Below are 21,965 nucleotides of genomic sequence, written 5' to 3'. Positions count from 1 at the left end.
TGTCCAATAGTCCAAAAAACCTATCTTGCTTCCACAAACCAATTCCAACCTATGAAACGCAGAAACTTTGTGCAAGGCTCCATGCTGGCGGGTGCATCATTATTAACTACTGGTGTTTTAAACGCTACGGCACTTACCAGTTGTGCCGATCCGGCTGGAGTGGCTGCTACAGCAGGCGATAAACCATTTAACCTCAATTATGGCACACACGATGGTATGTTTAAAAGCCATGCAGGCGATGATTTTATTGAGCAGATAAAATTTGCTTATGATAAAGGTTTCCGTGCCATTGAGGATAACGGGATGAGCGGCCGGCCAGAAGATCAGCAGAAAAAAATAGGCGATACTTTAGCCAAATTAGGCATGGCCATGGGCGTATTTGTACAACCGGGCTTAGGTAACGATAGCAACATGCTGGCAAACGGCAAAGCCGACCAGGTTGAAAAATTCATAGCATCCTGCAAGCAAGCGGTTGAAATTGCTAAGCGCATCAACAGCAAGCTGGTAACCGTTGTTCCCGGCGATTTTGTTCGCAACCTGCCCATCGGCGTACAAACAGGCAACGTAATAGAGGCCATAAAAAAAGGCACCGCCATATTAGAACCCCACGGCGTGATCATGGTATTGGAGCCGCTGAGCGATAACCCCGACCTGTTCCTCCGCACGCCCGATCAGGCTTATGCCATTTGCAAGGCCGTAGGCAGTCCATCGTGCAAAATTTTGTATGATATGTACCATGTGCAGCGCAACCAGGGTAATATTATCCCTACCCTCGATTTGGTTTATGACGAGATAGGCTATTACCAGATTGGCGATAATCCTGGCCGCAAAGAACCGGGCACCGGCGAGGTAAACTATAAAAACATTTTTAAACACATTTATAATAAAGGCTATCGTGGGGTTTTGGGCATGGAGCATGGTACCGCGGGCGCAGGTAAAGAAGGCGAATTAGCGCTGATTAAAGCATATAGGGAGGCCGATAGTTTTATGTAATTATCTTGTTCCGGATCTCTTTCCCTATCCCAATAAAAGTGCGATGATTAAGTGGAAATTCCAGTATTACGTGAGCCAAACTAAGTATCAGCAGCCATTTGATGCCTAAGCTATAATTGTAAAAATACAGGGTAATAGAAGCTGCCCATATTAATACTATTACGATGCCCTTTAGCCGCGAAATTTGGTGCCAGTTAATAACCCTTGTTTTTGCAAACCAATTGATATAATGATAAGTGTAAGCAAAAGCAATAAGCCTTGTTAAAATGATGCTGGTTCTATCGGTATAAATATTGAGGTTCCTATTGCGTAGGGTAATAGTGTTTAGCCTTGCAAAATGCTGATAGTTACCAATAGCCCATTGCGTGGGCTCAATATGTAAATTGTTAAAAAGCACGCATAATAATACAGGGCAAATTACAAAGACTAAAAAAGCAATATAGCCCGACATTCCTTTTTGCCTCAAAGCGCCCAGTAACAAAAAAGCCCCGGTAAAAATATATACATGAATAAGCGTTGGGATATAGAGGCCAAAAATGGTATTAAGCAGGTTATTGCTCAGTAAAAAGTAACCCGTTATTACCAACAAAGCAAAAGCTAAAAGCCGCATTGGCCAACCGGGGATGACCAGCAAAATAAACGATAACCCAAAGGTGTAATAAACAAGGCTGGAATAAGGCCGCCTGAATAATAAAGAAAGTACCACAACGCCAATAACAAGCGCAATGTCATACTTTTTGAGGGTAAAATAACTCCGGCTGTTTAACCACGAGATCTCAGTTAAATAATGCGCCGGGCCAAGTATGGCATAGGATAATAACACCAGTTCAAACGGGATAAATAAGGCCAGGCTTGCCGCCGCAAACATAGCAAATATATTGTAGTAATTAATGCGATCAATATTAACCTCCATTTGCCTGCTGCCCGGTTTTATTAATTATTTTAGCCCTGGCTTTATGTTGCCAATTTAACTTACTCAAAGCAGCCTATCAACTACACCTTTAATATAAATGAAATTTAAACTAACTATCCTATTCGTGTTTATAGCCAACCTGTGTTTTGCCCAGGATAGCCTGCTTGCCCGTAAACTGGTTGACACCCTTACCTCACCTTACTTTTGGGGACGCGGTTATACTCGCGATGGGGTACACAAAGCTGCCGCCTTTATACAAACACAATTTAAAAGCTATGGCCTAAAGCCGATGGATGGCAAAAACTTTCAGCAGGAATTTAGCTACCCGGTAAATATTTTCCCCGGTAAAATGGAGGTGACTATTAACGGGGAAAAACTTGTACCAGGTAAAGCGTTTATTGTAAGTCCGGATAGCAAGGGGGTGCATGGCGCAGGCAAATTGGAGCAAACCGATAGCACACATTTTGTTGACAGGCAAAACCGGGTGGTGGTTTCCTTAGAGGATAAATTGACCTGGTCGGTCGAGGGTAAGGCGCTTGATTATACCGTAATTCAGGTTGATAAAAAAGCGATAAAGTTGCCATTTTTCAGTATTTATACTGATATAGAAAACCAGGTTATTCCCAATTTTAAAACGGCTAACATTTGCGCGGTAGTTAAAGGTACCGTAAAGCCCGATTCTGTAATTGTGGTAACCGCGCATTATGATCATCTGGGTGGCATGGGCAGCGATACTTATTTTCCGGGCGCTAATGATAACGCCAGTGGTTTAACGCAAATGCTTAGCCTGGCTAAATATTACGGATCGCACCCGCAGCCTTATACCATGGCGTTTATTGCTTTCTCGGGCGAGGAAGCAGGTCTGCTGGGCTCTAAATATTTTACAGAAAATCCACTCATCCCCCTAAAAAACATCCGCTTTTTAATTAACCTTGATTTGAACGGAACCGGCGAAGAAGGCATCACCGTAGTAAACGCAACAGTGTACCCTAATGAATTTGCCGCGATGCAGCGCATTAATGACGAAGGCCATTACTTTGTTAAAGTAGCCAAACGTGGTAAAGCCGCCAATAGCGATCATTATTTATTTACAGAAAAAGGTGTGCCTGCATTTTTTATTTACACCATGGGAGGTATTAAAGCTTATCACGATGTATTTGACATTAGTGCCACCCTGCCGCTCAATAAATATAAAGACTTGTTCAGGTTCATTGTTGAATTTAATGATTCGCTGATGCAGAATTCCAAACGATAATTACCCGTTATGCTTAACCCCAACTTTACCCCCTTCCCGGTTTTAACAACGCAGCGCCTGGAGTTACGCCGGTTTACCGATGCTGATGCCGCCGATCTTTTTGAAATGCGCAGCGATGCCGGTGTGATGCAATATATTGGCCGCCCGCTTACCAAAACATTAGATGACGCATTGGGATTGATCAAGGTTATTGACGACCTTTTAGCCGCCAACAACGGCATTACCTGGTGTATCTCACTTAAAGATGATCCTAAATTTATAGGTAGTATTGGTTTTTGGCGGATAGAAAAGGAAAATCACCGGGCCGAGATAGGTTACCTGTTAAACCCTGCATACCAGGGACAAGGATTAATGCAGGAAGCTGTTCAAAAAGTTATTGACTTTGGCTTTAACGAGTTAAAGTTTCACAGCATCCAGGCAAATGTTAGTCCGCAAAACAAGGCATCCATTAAGCTGCTTGAATGCAATAATTTTATAAGAGAGGGGTATTTTAAGGAAAATCATTACCATAATGGCCGCTTTGAAGATACCGTTATTTACGCTTTATTAACAAAAAAGTAAATGTGTTAACAAATTATTTAGGCCAAATATTTTGAATTAAAAAATTTTAATGCATGTTTACACTTCAAAACCAATTATAGCTAAGGCTGAAACAATTCAGTATAAATGGGGTTAAACTAAAAAACACAAAAAGAAACTTATCATGGCAACAGAAAAAGGAAGCGGCATTACCGCTTATTCAGTGAAAACCAAAACCAAAAATGTACCAATGATTGATCCGGTGATCGACATTAAATCTGGTAGGTATATTGCAACTGGTACAGATGGTGCAGGCAACAAAATGGCTGCTATTATGGGCAAAGCTACTGCTGAAGAGCATATAGCAAAAGGTAACGCTAAAAAAGGCACTGGCTGGGCTTAATATTTATTATTAACCGCAAAAGCCCTGGTTGAGTTTCTGCTTAAGCCAGGGCTTTTGTATTTTCAGCCCCCCTCCAAATCTCCCCTAAAGGGCTACTCTTTGCACACATCTTTGGAATCGTATCACTAAACAAAAACGTTGTCATTTCGACGAACCCGAGGAGCATTGTGCGCTGGAGGTGAGGAGAAATCTTGTAAAATCGGGCATCCGGACATGCAAGGTGTCGAAGATTTCTCCTTCGCACCCCGCTCACGCCCCTCCTTCGCTCAATCGAAATGACATTTTCTTTTTTATATTATAAAGATGTGTACATACAGTAGCCTAAAGGGGAGATTTTTAACTCTTTCATTCTAAATCCGAAATCAATATAGCGTAGTTTTACGTACGCCAAAACGGGTGAAAACACCTATTTCACTGCCTTGCCATTTGCCTTAATTTTACGGCACCCTGAATAAGTTAAAGCATTTCGATTATGGCAGTACGGATACTTTGCATTAAAACCGATGAAAAACGACATCGCAACCCCTATGTGGCTATCGATTCCCTTGAATGGGTAAACGAGCGCATTAACGTAAAGGGAATAACAGAACGCAGTAAACTTTACGATTGGATCAAGAACGAGGATGGCGAAGCATACATCATTGACCAATACGGCAATAAAACCCGCCTTATACCGGCCCTTTGTCCCGAAGGAAACAAATACGTAAAGACAGTTAAAGACGAGTCTGAGCCAGATATTTTGTTGAATTTACCCGAATCGGCTTAGTCCACCATGCAAATTACCACTCTTTAAACGGATGCACAGCCAGCTTTGAGTTGTAATAGCGCTCATCGCCTGTTACTTCTGTAGTGATCCACTCTGGCAGTATAAATTTTTCGTCTTCGCTTTCTAACTCAATTTCGGCAACAAGTAAACCTTTATTAGCGCCTAAAAACTCGTCCACCTCCCATACCTTTCCGGCTATCTCAACGCAGTAACGGCGCTTTTCCAGTTCAGATATGGCAAAGTTATTCAGCATCTCTTCGGCATCAATAGCCGGGATCTTGTATTCAAACTCCAGTCGGCTAATACCCTGGGTACTGCCTTTTATGGTAATAAACCCCTCATCGGGCGTAACCCTTATCCTGATGGTTTTATTTTCTTCGCTTAAAATATAGCCTTGCCTAAAATAAGTACCTATTGGTTTTGGTGTTTGGCTCCATTGTTCGTGATCAACCAAAAACTTACGTTCAATTTCAACTCCCATGGGTTTGTTTTTTTTATTTAACCTGATAAAAGGCCATTAGTTTTATTAGCAGTACAGCCTTGCAATAAACCGGGCAAATATTAGTTTATTAAAGTCAACAACCTATATTTAAAGAAATAATATTCTGCCTTATGTCACCTAAAACCAACTTAACCTATCTATTACCGTTTGCTATTATTTTATGCGCTATTCAGGGCTGCAAAGAAAACCCTAAAATTGTTAAACACAGGGGTGAGCGTGATCTGATATCTTTTAAAGCCGTGCAAGGTATTAACTATACTGAAATTGCACGCCGCTTATCCAATGGGCTTTCTTTTACTAAAGATGGTTATCAGTTAGAGCCGCAATGGCGCATCAATTTTGTATCCAGCGATTCGGCAAGTATTTATAGCCCCGAAAAAGGCAGGTTCATCAACTTTCCTTTAACGCGCGGTTACGATTCTATTTTTAATACAGCCCGTACCTGGCTAAAAGTGAAAGCAATGAACAAAGACAGCCTGAAACTGGAACTTGTTAATTCGTACGGAGATACCGTTGATACCCGCGGCGCCAAAATCTATATGCTTTTTTATGCCGATAACTATATTAAAAACACGCTTCACAGCGATACAACAATATTAAAAAGAGCAGGCAAAAAAGACACTTTGTACATTAAAAAACTCACGGCCATTGCCGATAATGATTTTAATAAAGCCTTTGCCGCCCGGCAGCCTGCTGAACTGACCAGCAAAAGTCCTTCGGTAAAAGTAAAAAAATGGAAGGCAGAAGGCGATCTGTTAAATCACTTCGATGTATCAGATGATTATATGAACCCTACTTATGATGTGGCCATCAGCAAAGCTCACGCCGATTTTTACTATTCGTTCAGTATTATTATTGATGCAAAGGGCGCAATGCACTATGGTAAACCTTTAATAGCATTTTTGGGTGAAGGCTTTAGAGACAATTACATACAGTCTTCAAAAGCTATTATGGAAAGCTACCTTAAATATTACCTGGTAATAAAACCAGGCTCAACACTGGGTATTGTCCATGCCAGCGAAATTAATGTGCATGTAGCCGGTAAGGTTGAAAAATAAATTTTGCTATCTAAAACCCGCGCAAAAGCGTCCTTTGTCTTTTGTCCAAAAGTCCCGTTTTCCAAAAATTGCATATCTTTAAGGCGTATGCTATCTATCAATATAAAAACTGTAAAACTGGCCGGTTTTATACTGCTTACTGCTATTTCAATTGTCCAAACTGGTTGCGGCAGTGGCACCGGCGCCAAAAAGAAACAACTGATTGATTTTAAACCTTATAATGGCATCAACTATTCTGAAGTATCCCGCAGGCAAAAAAACGGGCTTTCATTTAATGAATATGGCTACCAGTTGGAGCCACAATGGAAAATGAAATTCGTCTCAGATGATTCGGTGAGTATATTTAGTCCTACAAAAAATGCTTTTATAAATTTTCCGCTTACACGCGGGTACGATTCTATTTTTAACGCCGCGCGCTCATGGCTCAAGGTGCAAAAAATAACCAAAGACAGCCTCATCCTGGAGATCATTAAACAAAAAGGTGATTCACTGGATATCAAAGGAACTAAAGTTTATATGCGCTTTTTTGCCGATAACTACGTGAAAGATGTGTTGCATACCGATACATCGATATTAAGGCACCCAAGTCGTAAAGATACCTTATTTATTAAAGCACTATCGGCAAAAGCCAATGCCGATTATAAAAAACAGTTCTCGGCACGCCAGGTTGCCTCCCTTACCAGCAAAAGCCCACAGCTACATATCCATCGCCGAGTTACAAAAGCCACTATCGAAAACAACTTTGATCCATCTGACGATTATCTTGATCCTACCTACGATATCGTGATCAACAAAGCTTATAAAGATTTCTATTACTCGTTTACCGTTTATGTAGATGATAAAGGCGGTATGCACTATGGAAAACCGTTAATTGACCTGGGCATTAGCGGCCCGGAATTTGAACAGGCATACATCCACCAGTCTACAGCTATTATGGATAGCTATTTAAAATTCTATCTTGATGTTAAGCCAGGTTCAACGCTGGGCATTGTACATTCAAGTATGATATCGGTACATGTGGAAGGTAAAGCTGCGGCGGCACAATAGCTATATGCCATTCTTCATCATTTTCGCGCTTGTTAAAAGGTAACAATAATGTTATTGTTATGCATTTACTACACCTGCAAACGCAAATAAAACAGGATCAATCACTTACAAAGCAAATACCTTAAACTTTAAGGCCCAGGAATTTATCCTGAAAACAATTATTAATTTAAAACATCGTTCAAAATTCGGCTTGATTGTAAAAAAGTGTTAAAACCTGCAGGTACCCGGTATGCAACAACCCTAAATGTTTATATTAGCCCCTGTTAGCCGCTTTATATTATATAATGATATCAAGAAAATTTTTACTCGTTGTATCCTTGTTATTCTCTTTTGGCCTGGCCGCAATGGCTCAGCAGGATAGCATTCCCATTAATACCTTAATTGAAAAAACCGCCAAATACTCGGCCTCGTTTCCAATTGAAAAGGTGTACCTGCACCTCGATAAACCCTATTATGCCGCCGGCGATACCATTTGGCTTAAGGCCTATGTAACGGTAGAAAAACATCAGCCATCTGGCCTTAGCGGCATTGTATATGTTGATTTGCTTAACAGTCAGGATTCGGTTGTTTCGGGCTTAAGATTAAAAGTGGTCAATGGTTTTGCTAATGGTAATATTACCCTTGACGGCGAAACCTTTAAACAAGGTGCCTACCGCATAAGAGCTTATACCAAATGGATGAGCAATTTTGAGCCGGAGTATTTTTATGACCGCACCATTAACGTTGGTAACGCCATTGATAATAAGGTAAACACATTTATAAGCTACCGAAGCTCGGGCAGGAAAGGCGGCCCTATAAAACTTAACGCCAATATTATTTACAAAAGCCCATCGGGTGAAATTTATGCCGATAAAAAGGTAAACTGGCAACTGGTACGTAACGGCGATGCCATTAGTAAAGGAAAAGGTACTACCGATAACAATGGTAACCTATTGGTTGAATTGCCCGAGAATGACCTGGAAACCATCAACGCGTCGCAATTGGTTACTGCTATTGATATGGGCGACCGCCAGTTTGTTAATAACACTTTCCCGCTAAAAAACTCCATCACCAATTTTGATGTACAGTTTTTCCCCGAGAGTGGGCAACTAACCAACGGTATACGTACACGGGTAGCCTTCAAAGCTATTAACGTGAAAGGCCTTGGGGTTGATATTAAAGGAAATGTTACCGATGATAAAGGAACCGAGGTAGCCACATTTACGTCGGCCCACCTGGGCATGGGGGTATTTGCGCTAACGCCCGAAAGCGATAAAACCTATACAGCCAATGTTACTTTCCCCAACGGTTCAAAAACTACCTACAAGTTACCGCGCATCCAAAATATGGGGATAGGCCTATCGGTTTATAACACCGACCCGGAAAACCTTAGTATTAAGATTTCTGCAAACGATGTATTTTTGCAGCGCAAGCAAAACAAAAGCTTTTACCTGGTAGCACAAAGCGGTGGTGTTATTTATTACGCAGCATCTATTGCGTTAAAAGACCTTAGCTATTCGGCAAACGTACCCAAATCAAAATTCCCTACCGGTATTGTACAGGTTACACTGTTTTCATCGGGCGGTTATGCCTTATGCCAAAGGTTGGTTTTTATACAGCATAATGATCAGTTAACACTTAACTTAAAAACCGATAAGCCAACATACACTGTTAGGCAAAATGTAAAAATGCAGGTAACGGCGCTAAATAAAACAGCCCCCGTTATAGGCAGCTTTTCGGTAGCGGTTTTAGATGACGCTACTATACCATCTGACGAAAACAACGAGCAAACCATTTTAAGCAACATCCTGCTTACATCTGATTTAAAAGGCTATATTGAAAAACCCAACTACTATTTCAATAAACCCGACGAAGAAAAGTTAAACAACCTTGATTTGCTGATGCTTACCCAAGGGTATACCCGTTTTAATTATGAGGATATCTTAGCCGATAAATTCCCAACGGTTTATGCATTGCCCGAACAAGGGATAGAAGTAACCGGTATATTACGCACCAACACGGGTTTACCTGTTGGCAAGGCCAACGTTAGGCTGGTGATACCCGATAATAATTTTTCGGCACAAACCATTACCGATCTTTCCGGCAACTTCAAATTTTCAGATGTGGTGGTACGCGATACTTCAAAGATCACCCTAAGTGCCCGTGATAATCCTAACGGCAAAAACCTGGTAATTAACGTTAACGGCGAAGTTTTCCAAAAGATAAATAAAAACGTCAATATTGCAGATGAGGTGGTTAATATTGATAGCGTTATCCGCCCATATCTTGAAAACAGCCGTAAACAATACCAAAGTTCAAGGGTGTTGAAAGAAGTTGTGATTAAAGCCAAGCCCAATGTTAAAAAGCCGAGCCATAGTGATTTTGGAACTTTTGCAGGGCTTAGTCCGCAGGCCGACCATGAGATCAATTCCGATCAGTTAAAAGGTTGTCCTATCCTTATCAACTGTTTGAGTACTATGGCCCTGGGCTTAACATACGCGGATAACAACTTTTACGTTACCCGCGATTATAACCAGGGAAAGAAAACAACACCGGTACAAATTTACATCAACAGCTCGCAAGTTGATGTAAGCAACTTATTCTCGATGACTGGCGATGAGGTAGAATCGGTAGAGATTTTCCTGAATGATGGCTTAAGCGGCATTAACCGCACGACCAATACAAAAGGTGTTATGGTAATCAATAAAAAGGTGGTAAAAAAAGAAAAGATCTCTCTTTCACAACTACTGGCACTTATTCCTAAACAAAACGTGATCACCTTTGCGGTACAAGGCTACAGCAAGGCGAAGGATTTTTATGTACCTAAATACGATGTCAATAAAAGCAGTGTAATAGGACTTGATCTGCGTAATACAATTTATTGGAACCCCAAGATCATCACCGATAAAACAGGTGTGGCAAGCTTTAACTTTTATAACAGCGATGCCCGCGGTTCGTACCGTGCCATTATTGAAGGCCTTGACGGCGACGGTAACTTAGGCCGGCTGGTGATTCATTTTAACGTAAGGTAACTTCGAAAAAGAATCAAGAGTCAAGAATTAAGATAAAAACTTGCAAAATGCCGATCAGTAGCAACTGACCGGCATTTTGCTTTTAAAGCATAGCTAAATCTGAGCAATCTTTAAGTTTACCCGAAAAAAGAAAAGCAGGGAAAAACGTATCTAATTGGGTTAACATAACTTAACATATTTTGGATAAAATACAATTCAAATATCTAACAATCAGAGTTTTATATTTTTACAAGGTTAACACAAAACTGATATATCGCGCAATTTAGGCACGCCCCAATATTTGTGCCTGTTATTACCCGATACCGGTGTCGGATGGACCTGGATCTTTTAACAAGGACCAGGCGATAAAAACAAGGTATCGTTTGATGCTTATACATTTCAAAGGCATAAGCTTATTTAGTTAGCTATTATTAAAAAATGGCTTAGCGTCATTAACTATTTAGATGTGTTTGCCCCGAAAATAAAAGTCTTGATTTTTGATTCTTAACTCAATTCCACTAACTTTATAACACACATAAACTTATTATCATGAATCCTAACCTAATTAACTGGGCCGCTGTTGTGGTGGCCGCGCTGTCGGCATTTTTAGTTGGCGGTATTTGGTATTCTCCTGTGATGTTTCAAAAATCCTGGATGACTGCATCCAACCTTAGCCAGGATGAATTAAAAACCGGCAACAAAGCAAAGATCTTCGGGATGACGGCCGTGTTTTCGTTAGTAATGGCGGCAAACCTGGCGGCCTTTTTAGCAACGCCAACAACCAACCTTTCCTGGGGCGCAACTGCCGGTTCTTTAGCAGGCATCTGGACATTTGCCTCCATTGCCATTGTTGGCCTATTTGAGCTTAAAAGCTGGCGATGGATTTTTATCAATGGCGGCTACAGCCTGGTATCATTAACCATAATGGGTGCCATTTTGGGGGCCTGGAGATGAAAATTCAAAAGTAAAAATTCAAAAATCAAAAAAAAACCGCCTATTACTTACTTGAACAGTTGTTTACACAGCCGACAAAAATCCGAAATCGAAAATCCAAATTCCAAAATCCCTATACTCTGTGGTGATCAGCGCGCCAGTTTTTGATGGCCTTTTTTATATCATCGGGCTGCAGGTTTTCGGCAATTGTTTTTTCAACAAGCGGAAGCAGTTCATCATCGGGTGCAAAACGCAAAGCCGCGATCTGACCTATAGTTAAGTTGGGGTTTAAAGGCTGACGGGTAAGTATAAAATACCGCAGGCTTTCCTCGGCGCGGATGGCCCTGTCTTGTGCCTTTATGGGGAAGCTGCGGATATACCAGCTCATCAACAGTATAGTAATAGCGAAAAGTAACAACACCAATGCTGTTAAAAGATTATCGGTTCGCCATTGCAACGCCACGTTTACAATAGCAAGTATCAAACCCGCTAAAAGCAAAAAGCTTAACAGGAAATGAAATCCCGGAACGTTACGTTTGTGGTTTGCGAAATTCTGATCGGTCATGGTTCTTGATTTTTCAGGAAAGATAGCTTTTTTAGTATCAAGTAGTAAGTATCAAGTATCAAGACTTTTAGGTGGCTGCTTTAGAATGTCAGAGGTTTCTCAAATTATACTTTTCAAAAATCTTGATACTTAATACTTGCTACTTGATACTCCTGTCTTGATACTTGATACTAAATACTTGATACTATATTGACATTTTTCCTAAACAATGCGTCCATATTTGAGTTCAATTTAAAACAACAATCATTATGGCTACTACAACAAGTTCATTTGAAAAAACTTTCAGTTTAGGCGGCGATTTTACTATAAACCGGTTGGGCTACGGCGCAATGCGTATTACCGGCCAGGGCATTTGGGGCCCACCTAAAGATAAAAATGAGTGTATCCGTGTTTTAAAGCGCGCGGTTGAGCTCGGCGTTAATTTTATTGATACTGCCGATAGCTACGGCCCATATGTATCGGAAGAATTAATAGCAGAAGCACTTGTACCTTATGCCGTCGACCTGGTTATTGGTACCAAAGGCGGTTTGCTGCGCACAGGCCCAAACGAGTGGCCTGTTGACTCATCGCCAGAGCATTTGAAACAAGCTTTGGAAGGCAGTTTAAAACGCTTAAAACAGGATCAAATCCAGCTGTATCAATTACATCGCATAGATCCTAAAGTACCTGCCGAAAAGTCTTTTGAATTTTTGCAAAAGGCACAGCAGGAAGGTAAGATCAAACACATTGGCCTGTCAGAAGTCAGCGTAGCCGATATCAAAAAAGCGCAGGAGTTTTTTGAAGTGGTATCGGTACAAAACATGTACAGTGTTGATAACCGTAAATGGGAAGCCGAGCTGGAGTACACCCGCGATCATAATATCGCTTTTATCCCATGGTTTCCTTTAGGTGGCGGTAATGTACAGGGCGAAGAAATATTGAAACGTGTGGCCGATAAACACAGCGCCACCATTCACCAGGTAGCTTTAAGCTGGTTATTGCACCATTCGCCAAATATCCTGCTTATCCCGGGTACCTCAAGTGTAGCACACCTGGAAGAAAACATGAAAACAGCCGGCATTCAATTATCTGAAGATGACATCGATGTATTAAACACTATCGGTGCTGCTTAATAAGTTTTTTATTTAGGGTGATAAAGCAAAAGGATGTCATTAAATTTGGCATCCTTTTGTTTTGTACCAAGCGAGAACGAATATGAAAACCAAGGAAGAAATACTAAACAGTTTTTACACCACCGGTGCCGACGGCATGCCCGAAATATCAGCCCCTGATTTGCTCAACGCCATGGAGGCTTATAAGCAACAAAGCCTGGCTGATGCTTTTAATGCCGCCCGCGAACTTAAGGATGAGTCGGCAGCGCACCCGGACTACAGCTTTGCCACGCTTGAAGACTATATAAAAAGTACCGAAATTAAAGTAGCCAAAAGCGAAAAGGACGAACTTACCGAGCACATAGCCTTAGTGGCTGATAGCGTACTCCCCCACTTTCTGCCCGACGATGCATCCATCACCGAATTTTCGTTCGATTTTAATATGATGGGCATTGGCTATACCGCCTTTTACACCAAAGACGACTCTGGCTACTGGCAAATGACCAAATGGCGATTAGGCAGGTAATATACCTTTGCGCAAGCGCTCCTGCTAACTGCCTACTGAAAACTGCAAACTAAATAACTGCTACTTTAATAGGCTTTACATCTACAGATTCCCATACGCCCTGGGTAATGTATGGTTCACCTTGTTTATAGGCTTCCAATTCTTCGTCGGTTTCAAATTGCAGCATCATTACTGATCCTATCATGTTGCCCTCTTCATTCAGGAATGCAGCCGCAGCTACAAAATTCCCATTTGCTTTCAATTCTTTCACGCCATCTAAATGATGTGGTCGGGTGTCCGCGCGGCGTTTAAGCGCGCCTTCATCAGTATAATCGTATCCGGTAACCAGGTATTGTTTCATGGGTTAAAAAATTAGCGACCAATAGCCAAAACTTGCTTTTTGAGCTTGTTTTGGCCGATGTAAAACTATCAAATTAAAAATGATGGCAAAATTTGAAAAAACATCTGCTTTAAATTGATTTTTTTTCAAAATAATTTCATATTTATAAATGTAAAATTGACAATTTTTACAATATTTGTTTCCCAATTGTAACAAGACCAATAATGAAGAATAATTTACACCAGGAATTTAACAACATTTTCAATAAAGAAGCCGAATACGCCTACTTTTCGCCAGGACGTGTAAACCTTATAGGCGAGCACATTGACTACAACGGCGGGCTTGTAATGCCTTGTGCCATTACATTTGGCACCTACCTGTTGATATCACCCAATGAAGATGGAATCTTCCGTTTCCGTAGCCTTAATTTTACCGAGCAGCAGGATATCGCCGTACAGGCATCTTATGAAAAGGTTGGCGAAAACTGGTATAACTTTCCTATTGGCGTTATTGATAGCTTTGTAAAAGAAGGGCACGAATTAAAAGGCCTCGATTTCCTATTCTATGGCGATATACCTATCGGTTCTGGTTTGTCATCTTCAGCCTCTATCGAGGTGGTTACTTCCTTTGCCCTGAACGACATTTTCAATAGCGGTTATAGCAAATTAGACCTTGTTAAACTTTCAAAATCTGTTGAAAACAACTTTATTGGTGTAAACTGTGGTATTATGGATCAGTTTGCAGTGGCTTTTGGCGAAAAAAACAAAGCACTGATGCTTAACTGTGATACCTTGGATTATGAAGCTGTTGACAGCAATCTTGGCGAATATGTACTGGCCATCATCAACACCAACAAACCCCGCAAACTGGCCGAATCAAAATACAACAAGCGGGTTGAGGAATGTCAAACTGCCCTTGCAGCTTTAAAACAAGAGCTCGACATTAATTATCTGTGCGATATTGATGCCGATACTTTCAAAAAATACCAGCACCTGATAACCAACCCTGTAGTGCTTAAACGTGCCAAACACGTTATTGAGGAAAACGACCGTGTAAAACTGGCTGCCAAAGCGTTGGCAAGCAATAACCTTGATGAATTTGGCAAACTGATGTATGCCTCACATGATTCACTTCGCGATCTATACGAAGTAAGCGGTGTTGAACTGGATGCAGTTGCCGAATACAGCAAAACTAATCCCGATGTTGCCGGTGCCCGTATGACAGGCGCAGGCTTTGGCGGTTGTGCTATAGCTTTAGTAAAAGGCGATGCATTCGAGGCTTTCAGCAAAGGTGTTACTGAATATTATACCGGTAAAATTGGCTATGCCCCATCTGTTTACAGCTCATTAATTGGCAATGGCGTAGGTTTATTAAACGAGGTGGTTATTTAAGCCCATAAATCATACTTTTGCGCTTTATTGATCGATTAGTTCATCGCCATACAACCAATGAACTAATCAACCAATAAACTAATGAACCAAAAAAATGCGCAAATTAAAGTTAGATGAGCTGAACCGGGCTTCGGTTGATGAATTTAAGCAACAGGATAAATTACCCGTTGCCGTAGTATTAGATAACGTGCGTAGTATGCACAATATCGGCTCTATTTTCCGTACTGCCGATGGTTTTGCGGTCGAACAGGTTTGTCTTTGTGGCATCACCGCCCAGCCACCACATCGCGAAATAGAAAAAACTGCCCTCGGCGCCACCCTATCCGTAAACTGGACGTACTACGAAACCCCGCTCCAGGCTGTTGAACAGCTACGCCAACAAGGTTACCAGATCATTGCCGTTGAACAAGCCGAAAACAGCACTATGCTCAACGAATTTACGCCGGATACCAACCAAAAATATGCCTTAATATTTGGCAACGAGGTAAATGGCGTTAGCGACGAAGTAATGCAGGCCATCGATGCCTGTATCGAAATCCCTCAGTTCGGCACCAAGCACTCTTTCAACATCGCTATAACCGCCGGCATTGTACTTTGGGACTTTTTTGCCAAGATAAGCTTGTAGAAAAGGATCATGGTTCATAGTTAATGGTTCATGGTTTCCTCAAAACTTTATTAAATTAGCTTGTTGCTACAAACCATCAACTATAAGCCAAACCAATGAATGCCTTAGCCAAAAAACTGCAAATAAAACCTAATTCAAATTGGTTATTACATAACGCACCTGCCGGTTTTACGGATACTTTAGAGCCATTGCCAGAGGGCACTAAAGTTGCCTTTAATACTGCCGGAGATTTTGATGGCGTGTTACTGTTTGTTATCGACAGCGTTGAGTTATCTGCAGAACTCAAGGTAGTTGTACCTTTGCTAAAGGATAATACCATCCTATGGATCATCTACCCCAAAAAGACATCTAAAATAAAAACCGACCTGGAAATGATGGGTAGCTGGGATGAGCCAACTATCTACAGCTTGCGCCCGGTATCGTCGGCAGCGATAGATGAAACCCGGACTGCCTTACGCTTTAAACCTGTTGAACAGGTTAAGGTATCTGAAGGCCGTAATGAGGCCGTACGCGGTAACGAGTTTGGCGAATTTATTGATGTAGATAACAAGATTGTAACCCTGCCAGCCTACATTAAAGCAGCCCTTGAACAACAGCCAACTTCGCTCGCCTGGTTTCAGCAGCTATCCTACAGTAATAAAAAGGAATACGTTTTATGGATATTGACTGCCAAACAAGAGAAAACCCGCGAAGAACGGCTGGCAAAAATGGTAAGTATGCTGCTGGATAAAAGGAAAAACCCTTCAGATAAAGGGTCATAAGGAAAGTTTACCCATCAATCCTTCTTCCAAAAATCCTTGCTCTTTGCTCCAAAAATCTTTGCTCCTCAATAGGGCGTTGCCTGCGGCCGGGCTATACGCTCATACTGCACAGGCCTTAGCCACCTTGGCCGGTATCCGCTCCTATCCCTAACGCGATTGTCTGAATCAGAATTTTCGGGATTTAAGAATTATCAGAATTTATTGTCTGAACCACGATTTTGGGGATTAAAAGATTCTCAGGATTTTGTAAAACGCGTCAAAATCCAAATAATCCGATAAATCTGTTTAATCCCGGTTCAGACAAAAATAAAAAGCTCTATTGCGTAACCAAAAGGTTTCATATATATTTGTAACCATATGGTTTCATATAACCATTAGCTTATGCAAAAGGATATCTTTAAAGCCATTGCCGACCCTACCCGCCGCGAGATCATTAACCTGATTGCTCATCAAAGCATGAACCTGAATGCAGTGGCCGACAATTTTGACATGAGCAGACCTGCCGTATCTAAACACATCAAAATCCTTACCCGGTGTGGCTTACTGATCATTAAGCAACAAGGTCGCGAACGCTTTTGCAAGGCCGATTTAAAACAACTAAAACAGGTTACCGACTGGGCCGAACAATACCGCCGGTTTTGGACGCAAAAACTGGATGATTTAGATGCATTCCTTACCGCAGAACAAAACACCACAGATATTAACCATAAAAACAAAAAACTATGAGCGCAGAACCATTTGTAATTGAACGCACCTATAATGCCCCCATTGATAAAGTTTGGGATGCGATTACCAATCCCGATAAAATGAGGGAATGGTATTTTAATGTGTCCGACTTTAAAACAGAGGTAGGCTTTGAATTTGAATTTACCGGAGGTGATGACATTAAAGAATACCGCCATTTATGTTGTGTAACTAAGGTTGTACCCGGCACAACCATTGCATATTCCTGGCAATATGATGAGTACGAAGGCTATTCGGAAGTGACATGGGAGCTTTTCCCCGATGGCGATGGAACCCGCTTAAAACTAACTCATAGTGGCCTGGAAACGTTCCCAAATCTACCATCTTTCAAGCGCGAGAACTTTGTAGGTGGATGGACACATATTACAGGTATATCATTGAAGGAATACCTGGATAAAGAATAATAGTTTTATCTTAACACATCCAATCAAACTTACGAAGTTTTGAAAACTTCGTAAGTTTCAAGCCCACTGAAACTTCGTATAATTGCATATACTTTCCTCAATGATGCAACCCGGCCTCACAGATCATATTAAAAAATACATCAGCCTTACAGATGTTGAGGAGCAACAGATCCGCGACGCTATAACCGCTAAAACAATCAAGAAGAAATCTTTTTTATTAGAACCCGAACACGTTTGCAAGGAACTATATTTTGTGAGCAAAGGTTGTTTGCGACTCTATTTCATTAACAAAAAACTGAACGAACAAATAATCCTTTTCGCTATTGAAAACTGGTGGATGACAGATTATGAAAGCCTGGATAGTGGTCGCCCATCCTCTTATTATATGCAGGCGGTTGAAAATTCTGAGATCATCAGCATAACCAAAACCAAGCTCGATGAACTGTTTACGGCCGTTCCTAAATTGGAGCGTTATTTCCGGATAGTACAACAACGCGCATTTGCTGCCACCCAAACCCGCATCAAATATATTTACAGCATGAGCGATGAGGAACGGTATCATCATTTCAGCGGCCTGTTCCCGGCATTTATGCAGCGGGTACCTCAATATATGCTTGCCTCCTACCTGGGTTTTACACCACAATTTATGAGCAAAATAAGGGCAAAAAAAATTTAACTGCCCCACTAATTTCTTAATCTTGATTCATTTTTTGGAACCTGTTTTGTTGCCACCTTTGGTGTATTAAAACAAACATAAAAATGGAAACAAGAGTAAATATCGGTAAAACCGACCCGGAAGCTTACAAAATATTATTAGCCCTTGATCAATACGTAGCCAAAAGCACCGTAAGTAAAACCCACAGGGAACTTATTAAGATCCGTGCGTCACAAATTAATGGTTGCGCTTTTTGTATTGATATGCACACCAAAGATGCCCGCAAGGCCGGCGAAACAGAGCAACGCATTTACGCCCTGAACGCCTGGAGAGAAACCCCATTTTTTACCGAAGAAGAAAAAGCAATATTGGCCCTAACCGAAGAAGTTACGCTGATACAACACCACGTATCTGACGCCACCTACGAAGCAGTCGCTAAAGTTTTGCCTGAAGCTTATATTGCACAAGTAATTTTAGCAATTATTGCAATCAACGCCTGGAACAGGTTTGCTATATCAACTGGAATGCAGCCAAAGCCCCTCTAAATCTCCCCTAAAGGGGAGACTTTAAAATAAAAAAAGCGATGTTCTGACAAGGAACATCGCTTTTTTATTTGAGGAAAAAACTATCATTTAATTTTTAAAAGTCTCCCCTTTAGGGGAGATTTAGAGGGGCTCGGGGTCTGGCTCCCTACGCCAGATTCCTCCCCGCATTCACAATACCGTACACAGTTCTTACTACCAGTTTTTTGTAAACTTCAGTTAACTCAGCGTCATCTTCATTATTAAGGCATTGCAGAGCGTAATGCTGAATGATCACCAGCGGCAATACAATCTTCTCGCGAATGGCGATTGACTTACGCTCTACAGGATATTCTTCCATCAGCACAGTGCTACCTGTAAGCTCAAGTAACATGGCGCGGGTTAAATCAAACTCATCTTTCAACATTTTCCAGAAGGCGCCAAATTTCTCGTCGTTTTCCAAATAAGCGGTAACCCTGAAATCCGATTTTGACATTGACATCATACAGTTATCCAACATGGTTTTAAAGAAACCTGATGTTTGATAAAGCTCCTGCACTTGCTCCCAATGTCCTTCACTTTTTACCTTTCTTAATGCAGTACCAACCCCGTAAAAACCTGGGATGCTTTGTTTAAGCTGGCTCCATGAGGTTACAAAGCTGATAGCACGCAGATCTTCTAATTTTAAAGATGCAGCGTTACGCTTGGTTGGCCTGCTGCTGATATTGATCTTTGATAGTAATTTAAGCGGACTAAATTTTTCCAGGTACTCCATAAACAAGGGGTGCGCCCTTAATGCCATAAACAGGGCATAGCTTTCATCAGCCATATTTGATATCAAAGCTTTATGCCCGCTATCCAACAGATCATTACGGTTTGGATGCAAACCAGAAATGATACCGGCGTTAATCAGTTGCTCCATGTTAAATCTGGCCGTTTCAACCGAACCATATTGCGAGCTAACAGTTTGCCCCTGTATAGTTAATTGAATGTGCTCATTAGCAATCTCGTTACCCATTGAAGCATAAAAACGGTGAGTTTTACCGCCGCCCCGTGCCGGTGGGCCTCCCCTGCCGTCAAAAAATGCCAGGCTGATGCCATATTTACGGGCAATAGCCGTCATTTCAATTTTTGCCTTATAAATACTCCAGTTGGCCATCAGGTAGCCGCCATCTTTAGTACCATCAGAGAAGCCAAGCATAATAGTTTGCCTGTTGCCCCGCAGTTTTAAATGTTCGGCGTAGTAAGGATGTGTATACAACTGCTCCATGATTTCTCCGGCACTGGCCAGGTCATTCACGGTTTCAAAAAGTGGCATAAAATCAACCGTCAGGCTATCTTTTTGCCAACCACTCCATAAAAACAGGTCGATAAGCTGCAGGATATCAGAGGCACGCTGGCAGTTACTAATAATAAAGCGCTGGCAGGCCTTTTCGCCATTATTATGCTGAATCTCTTTCATCAGCCTGATGGTGTTAAGCGTATCCTTAGTAAGGTTATCCGCATCTTCGGGGCATTGATAATCTACTTCCTTAAAAGTAAGCTTAGCTAATTTGCCGTCCTCATCCAAATCATTGTAACCTTCCACAATTCCCGTTTCTGTTTGTTTGGTTACAAAATCAAAAACATTACGTAAAACGCGGCTATCCTGCCTTAAATCAAGCGTAGCAAAGTAGCAACCAAACAGGCGAACCTTCTGGATCAGGTTTTCTACAATAGTAACAAACAAGCTGTCATGTTCAGTTATGAGCGTTTGTTTAATGGTTTGTAACAGGCTTAGCAACTCTGGCTGCAAATCCTGCGGATCAAGCTTTACGTTGGCATTCTTGTAAATCAGTTTTTCAAGCTGTGCCATTGGTTTTTCAACACCACGAAAAGTAATCCGGCGTTTAAGCACGCGGTAATCGCGGTAGTAACATCTAAATAAGCGCTGTCTTAGGTAACTGGCTACGGCTTTGGTGGTTTCGGTAGTTACGTTAGGGTTGCCGTCCCTGTCGCCGCCTGGCCAAAAACCCATTTCCAACAACTGGTTACTGGCATCAATTTCAAACTCCTCTTCTAATTTTGATTGAATACCCGATGCAGCATAGTAAAATATATTTTCCAAAAACCAGGTAAGGCTTATAGCCTCATCAACCGGCGTTGGCGATGTTTTGTTAAAGAATGGTGTTTTACCCAATTGCTGTAACAAAACGTCGATAGTGGGAATGTCGTTAACCTTTACAGCCTCTATAAGATCGGTCATGATACCCAAAACGGTGCCGGGGTAAAACTGGGTTGGGTGTGCAGTAAGCACCAGGCGTAAGGAAAAATCCTTTAGCTTTTCGCTGATGTTTTTACGGGTCTCATCGCTCATAGCTGCCTGCTGCAATAAGCTTTGCAGGGTACCTGTATCATCAAACTTGCCAATTTTGTTAAATGATGAATCTTCAATGGCATCAAACAAAACCACCTGGCGCTCTATGTACTGAATAAAACGGAACATGCGGTTAATCTGTTCGCGATGCTCAATATCCGGTACGTACTTCCTGAAAAAACTCTCAATAATGTCTGTTGGGGAAGCATTCATAGCGGCCCCTTTTTCGCAATGCGAAGTAAAAAAGGGCAGCAAAATTCCCGTATCCTTTACCTGGTAAAAAGGCAGGGTTTGAAACAAACTATTATACAACTCAAAACGGGTTACAACTTCGCTATTAAAAGTTGTTTCTCTTTGACTGAGTTTTAAATTTAAAGACATAGTACTACGAATAATTTGAAAGGTTAAAATTGATGGGTATTGGTCAGCCAGCAATACCGGGGGTGAATTTAATTATCTAAAATTTAATTTCAGCAAAAAGTAAATAATTTATAATGATTATATGGTATTAATGCCATATTTATTAAAATAATGACCAAAGATTTAATTTTTGTAAATTTACAGACCTTTTTAGCCGTAAAAAAGGCGTTAAATGAAATGCGGTTTATCAGCATCAAAAATTTGCAAG

At 41.3% G+C, this 21,965-nt stretch carries 23 protein-coding genes; 18 read left to right on the top strand and 5 right to left on the bottom strand.

Going from position 1 to position 21,965, the window contains the following annotated elements:
- The first annotated feature begins 51 nt into the window (after positions 1-51).
- Complete coding sequence (locus FHS10_RS05840) at positions 52-993, top strand: hydroxypyruvate isomerase family protein (protein ID WP_259088392.1); 942 nt, start codon at positions 52-54, stop codon at positions 991-993.
- On the opposite strand, the gene FHS10_RS05835 is transcribed toward FHS10_RS05840, so the two are convergent.
- The gene (locus tag FHS10_RS05835) at positions 986-1,906 is read right to left on the bottom strand and encodes a hypothetical protein (RefSeq protein ID WP_259088391.1); all 921 of its coding nucleotides are present in this window, start codon (positions 1,904-1,906) and stop codon (positions 986-988) included. The two genes, FHS10_RS05840 and FHS10_RS05835, sit on opposite strands and share 8 nt — an antisense overlap.
- 97 nt (positions 1,907-2,003) lie before the next feature.
- Here FHS10_RS05835 and FHS10_RS05830 point away from each other — a divergent pair, with 97 nt between their 5' ends.
- The 4 genes from FHS10_RS05830 (at position 2,004) to FHS10_RS05815 (ending at position 4,849) form a co-directional block, all read left to right on the top strand.
- Entirely contained in the window at positions 2,004-3,161 is a 1,158-nt protein-coding gene (locus FHS10_RS05830) for a M28 family metallopeptidase (RefSeq protein ID WP_259088390.1), read from the top strand.
- 9 nt (positions 3,162-3,170) lie between these two features.
- Positions 3,171-3,722, top strand: coding sequence for a GNAT family N-acetyltransferase (locus tag FHS10_RS05825; RefSeq protein WP_259088389.1), 552 nt, complete (start codon positions 3,171-3,173; stop codon positions 3,720-3,722).
- A 142-nt stretch (positions 3,723-3,864) separates the two neighbouring features.
- On the top strand, positions 3,865-4,083 hold the full coding sequence (locus tag FHS10_RS05820; RefSeq protein ID WP_259088388.1) for a hypothetical protein: 219 nt from the start codon (positions 3,865-3,867) through the stop codon (positions 4,081-4,083).
- Positions 4,084-4,555: 472 nt separating this feature from the next.
- Entirely contained in the window at positions 4,556-4,849 is a 294-nt protein-coding gene (locus FHS10_RS05815) for a DUF3892 domain-containing protein (protein WP_259088387.1), read from the top strand.
- 13 nt (positions 4,850-4,862) lie between these two features.
- Here FHS10_RS05815 and FHS10_RS05810 read toward each other — a convergent pair whose 3' ends face one another.
- Complete coding sequence (locus FHS10_RS05810) at positions 4,863-5,330, bottom strand: CYTH domain-containing protein (protein ID WP_259088386.1); 468 nt, start codon at positions 5,328-5,330, stop codon at positions 4,863-4,865.
- A 131-nt stretch (positions 5,331-5,461) separates the two neighbouring features.
- On the opposite strand from FHS10_RS05810, the gene FHS10_RS05805 reads away from it, so the two are divergent.
- The 4 genes from FHS10_RS05805 (at position 5,462) to FHS10_RS05790 (ending at position 11,400) form a co-directional block, all read left to right on the top strand.
- Positions 5,462-6,409 (top strand): hypothetical protein, encoded by a 948-nt coding sequence (locus tag FHS10_RS05805; protein ID WP_259088385.1) that lies wholly within the window; start codon positions 5,462-5,464, stop codon positions 6,407-6,409.
- Positions 6,410-6,496: 87 nt separating this feature from the next.
- Positions 6,497-7,456: a hypothetical protein gene (locus FHS10_RS05800; RefSeq protein WP_259088384.1), complete on the top strand. Its 960-nt coding sequence runs from the start codon at positions 6,497-6,499 to the stop codon at positions 7,454-7,456.
- 284 nt (positions 7,457-7,740) lie between these two features.
- The gene (locus FHS10_RS05795) at positions 7,741-10,467 is read left to right on the top strand and encodes a carboxypeptidase-like regulatory domain-containing protein (RefSeq protein ID WP_259088383.1); all 2,727 of its coding nucleotides are present in this window, start codon (positions 7,741-7,743) and stop codon (positions 10,465-10,467) included.
- A 528-nt stretch (positions 10,468-10,995) separates the two neighbouring features.
- Complete coding sequence (locus tag FHS10_RS05790; RefSeq protein WP_259088382.1) at positions 10,996-11,400, top strand: DUF1761 domain-containing protein; 405 nt, start codon at positions 10,996-10,998, stop codon at positions 11,398-11,400.
- Between the two features lie 112 nt (positions 11,401-11,512).
- Here FHS10_RS05790 and FHS10_RS05785 read toward each other — a convergent pair whose 3' ends face one another.
- On the bottom strand, positions 11,513-11,944 hold the full coding sequence (locus FHS10_RS05785) for a DUF6526 family protein (RefSeq protein ID WP_259088381.1): 432 nt from the start codon (positions 11,942-11,944) through the stop codon (positions 11,513-11,515).
- Between the two features lie 248 nt (positions 11,945-12,192).
- Here FHS10_RS05785 and FHS10_RS05780 point away from each other — a divergent pair, with 248 nt between their 5' ends.
- Positions 12,193-13,056 (top strand): aldo/keto reductase, encoded by an 864-nt coding sequence (locus FHS10_RS05780; RefSeq protein WP_259088380.1) that lies wholly within the window; start codon positions 12,193-12,195, stop codon positions 13,054-13,056.
- 82 nt (positions 13,057-13,138) lie between these two features.
- On the top strand, positions 13,139-13,561 hold the full coding sequence (locus FHS10_RS05775) for a hypothetical protein (protein WP_259088379.1): 423 nt from the start codon (positions 13,139-13,141) through the stop codon (positions 13,559-13,561).
- Positions 13,562-13,610: 49 nt separating this feature from the next.
- On the opposite strand, the gene FHS10_RS05770 is transcribed toward FHS10_RS05775, so the two are convergent.
- Complete coding sequence (locus FHS10_RS05770; RefSeq protein WP_259088378.1) at positions 13,611-13,901, bottom strand: YciI family protein; 291 nt, start codon at positions 13,899-13,901, stop codon at positions 13,611-13,613.
- 203 nt (positions 13,902-14,104) lie between these two features.
- Here FHS10_RS05770 and FHS10_RS05765 point away from each other — a divergent pair, with 203 nt between their 5' ends.
- From FHS10_RS05765 to FHS10_RS05735, 7 genes are all read left to right on the top strand, one after another.
- Positions 14,105-15,271: a galactokinase gene (locus FHS10_RS05765; RefSeq protein WP_259088377.1), complete on the top strand. Its 1,167-nt coding sequence runs from the start codon at positions 14,105-14,107 to the stop codon at positions 15,269-15,271.
- Positions 15,272-15,365: 94 nt separating this feature from the next.
- Complete coding sequence (locus FHS10_RS05760) at positions 15,366-15,896, top strand: RNA methyltransferase (RefSeq protein WP_259088376.1); 531 nt, start codon at positions 15,366-15,368, stop codon at positions 15,894-15,896.
- Positions 15,897-15,991: 95 nt separating this feature from the next.
- A complete protein-coding gene (locus FHS10_RS05755) occupies positions 15,992-16,657 on the top strand; it encodes a YdeI/OmpD-associated family protein (protein WP_259088375.1) in 666 nt (221 codons plus the stop codon).
- 381 nt (positions 16,658-17,038) lie between these two features.
- A complete protein-coding gene (locus FHS10_RS05750; protein ID WP_259088374.1) occupies positions 17,039-17,383 on the top strand; it encodes an ArsR/SmtB family transcription factor in 345 nt (114 codons plus the stop codon).
- Entirely contained in the window at positions 17,380-17,805 is a 426-nt protein-coding gene (locus tag FHS10_RS05745) for an SRPBCC family protein (protein ID WP_259088373.1), read from the top strand. Before FHS10_RS05750 ends, FHS10_RS05745 begins: the two co-directional genes overlap by 4 nt.
- A 100-nt stretch (positions 17,806-17,905) precedes the next feature.
- Positions 17,906-18,481, top strand: a complete 576-nt coding sequence (locus tag FHS10_RS05740) for a Crp/Fnr family transcriptional regulator (RefSeq protein ID WP_310504178.1) — start codon at positions 17,906-17,908, stop codon at positions 18,479-18,481.
- A gap of 83 nt (positions 18,482-18,564) precedes the next feature.
- Positions 18,565-19,005 carry a carboxymuconolactone decarboxylase family protein gene (locus tag FHS10_RS05735; RefSeq protein ID WP_259088372.1) on the top strand — a complete coding sequence of 147 codons (441 nt, stop codon included), beginning with the start codon at positions 18,565-18,567 and terminating at the stop codon, positions 19,003-19,005.
- Positions 19,006-19,150: 145 nt separating this feature from the next.
- Here the strand turns inward: FHS10_RS05735 and FHS10_RS05730 are convergent, their stop codons facing one another.
- Positions 19,151-21,718, bottom strand: coding sequence for a phosphoenolpyruvate carboxylase (locus FHS10_RS05730; RefSeq protein WP_259088371.1), 2,568 nt, complete (start codon positions 21,716-21,718; stop codon positions 19,151-19,153).
- Positions 21,719-21,965: the final 247 nt, after the last annotated feature.

The organism is Mucilaginibacter dorajii, assembly GCF_024808255.1.
GTDB classification, from domain to species: domain Bacteria; phylum Bacteroidota; class Bacteroidia; order Sphingobacteriales; family Sphingobacteriaceae; genus Mucilaginibacter; species Mucilaginibacter dorajii.
This window is presented reverse-complemented; position numbering and strand designations above follow the sequence as displayed.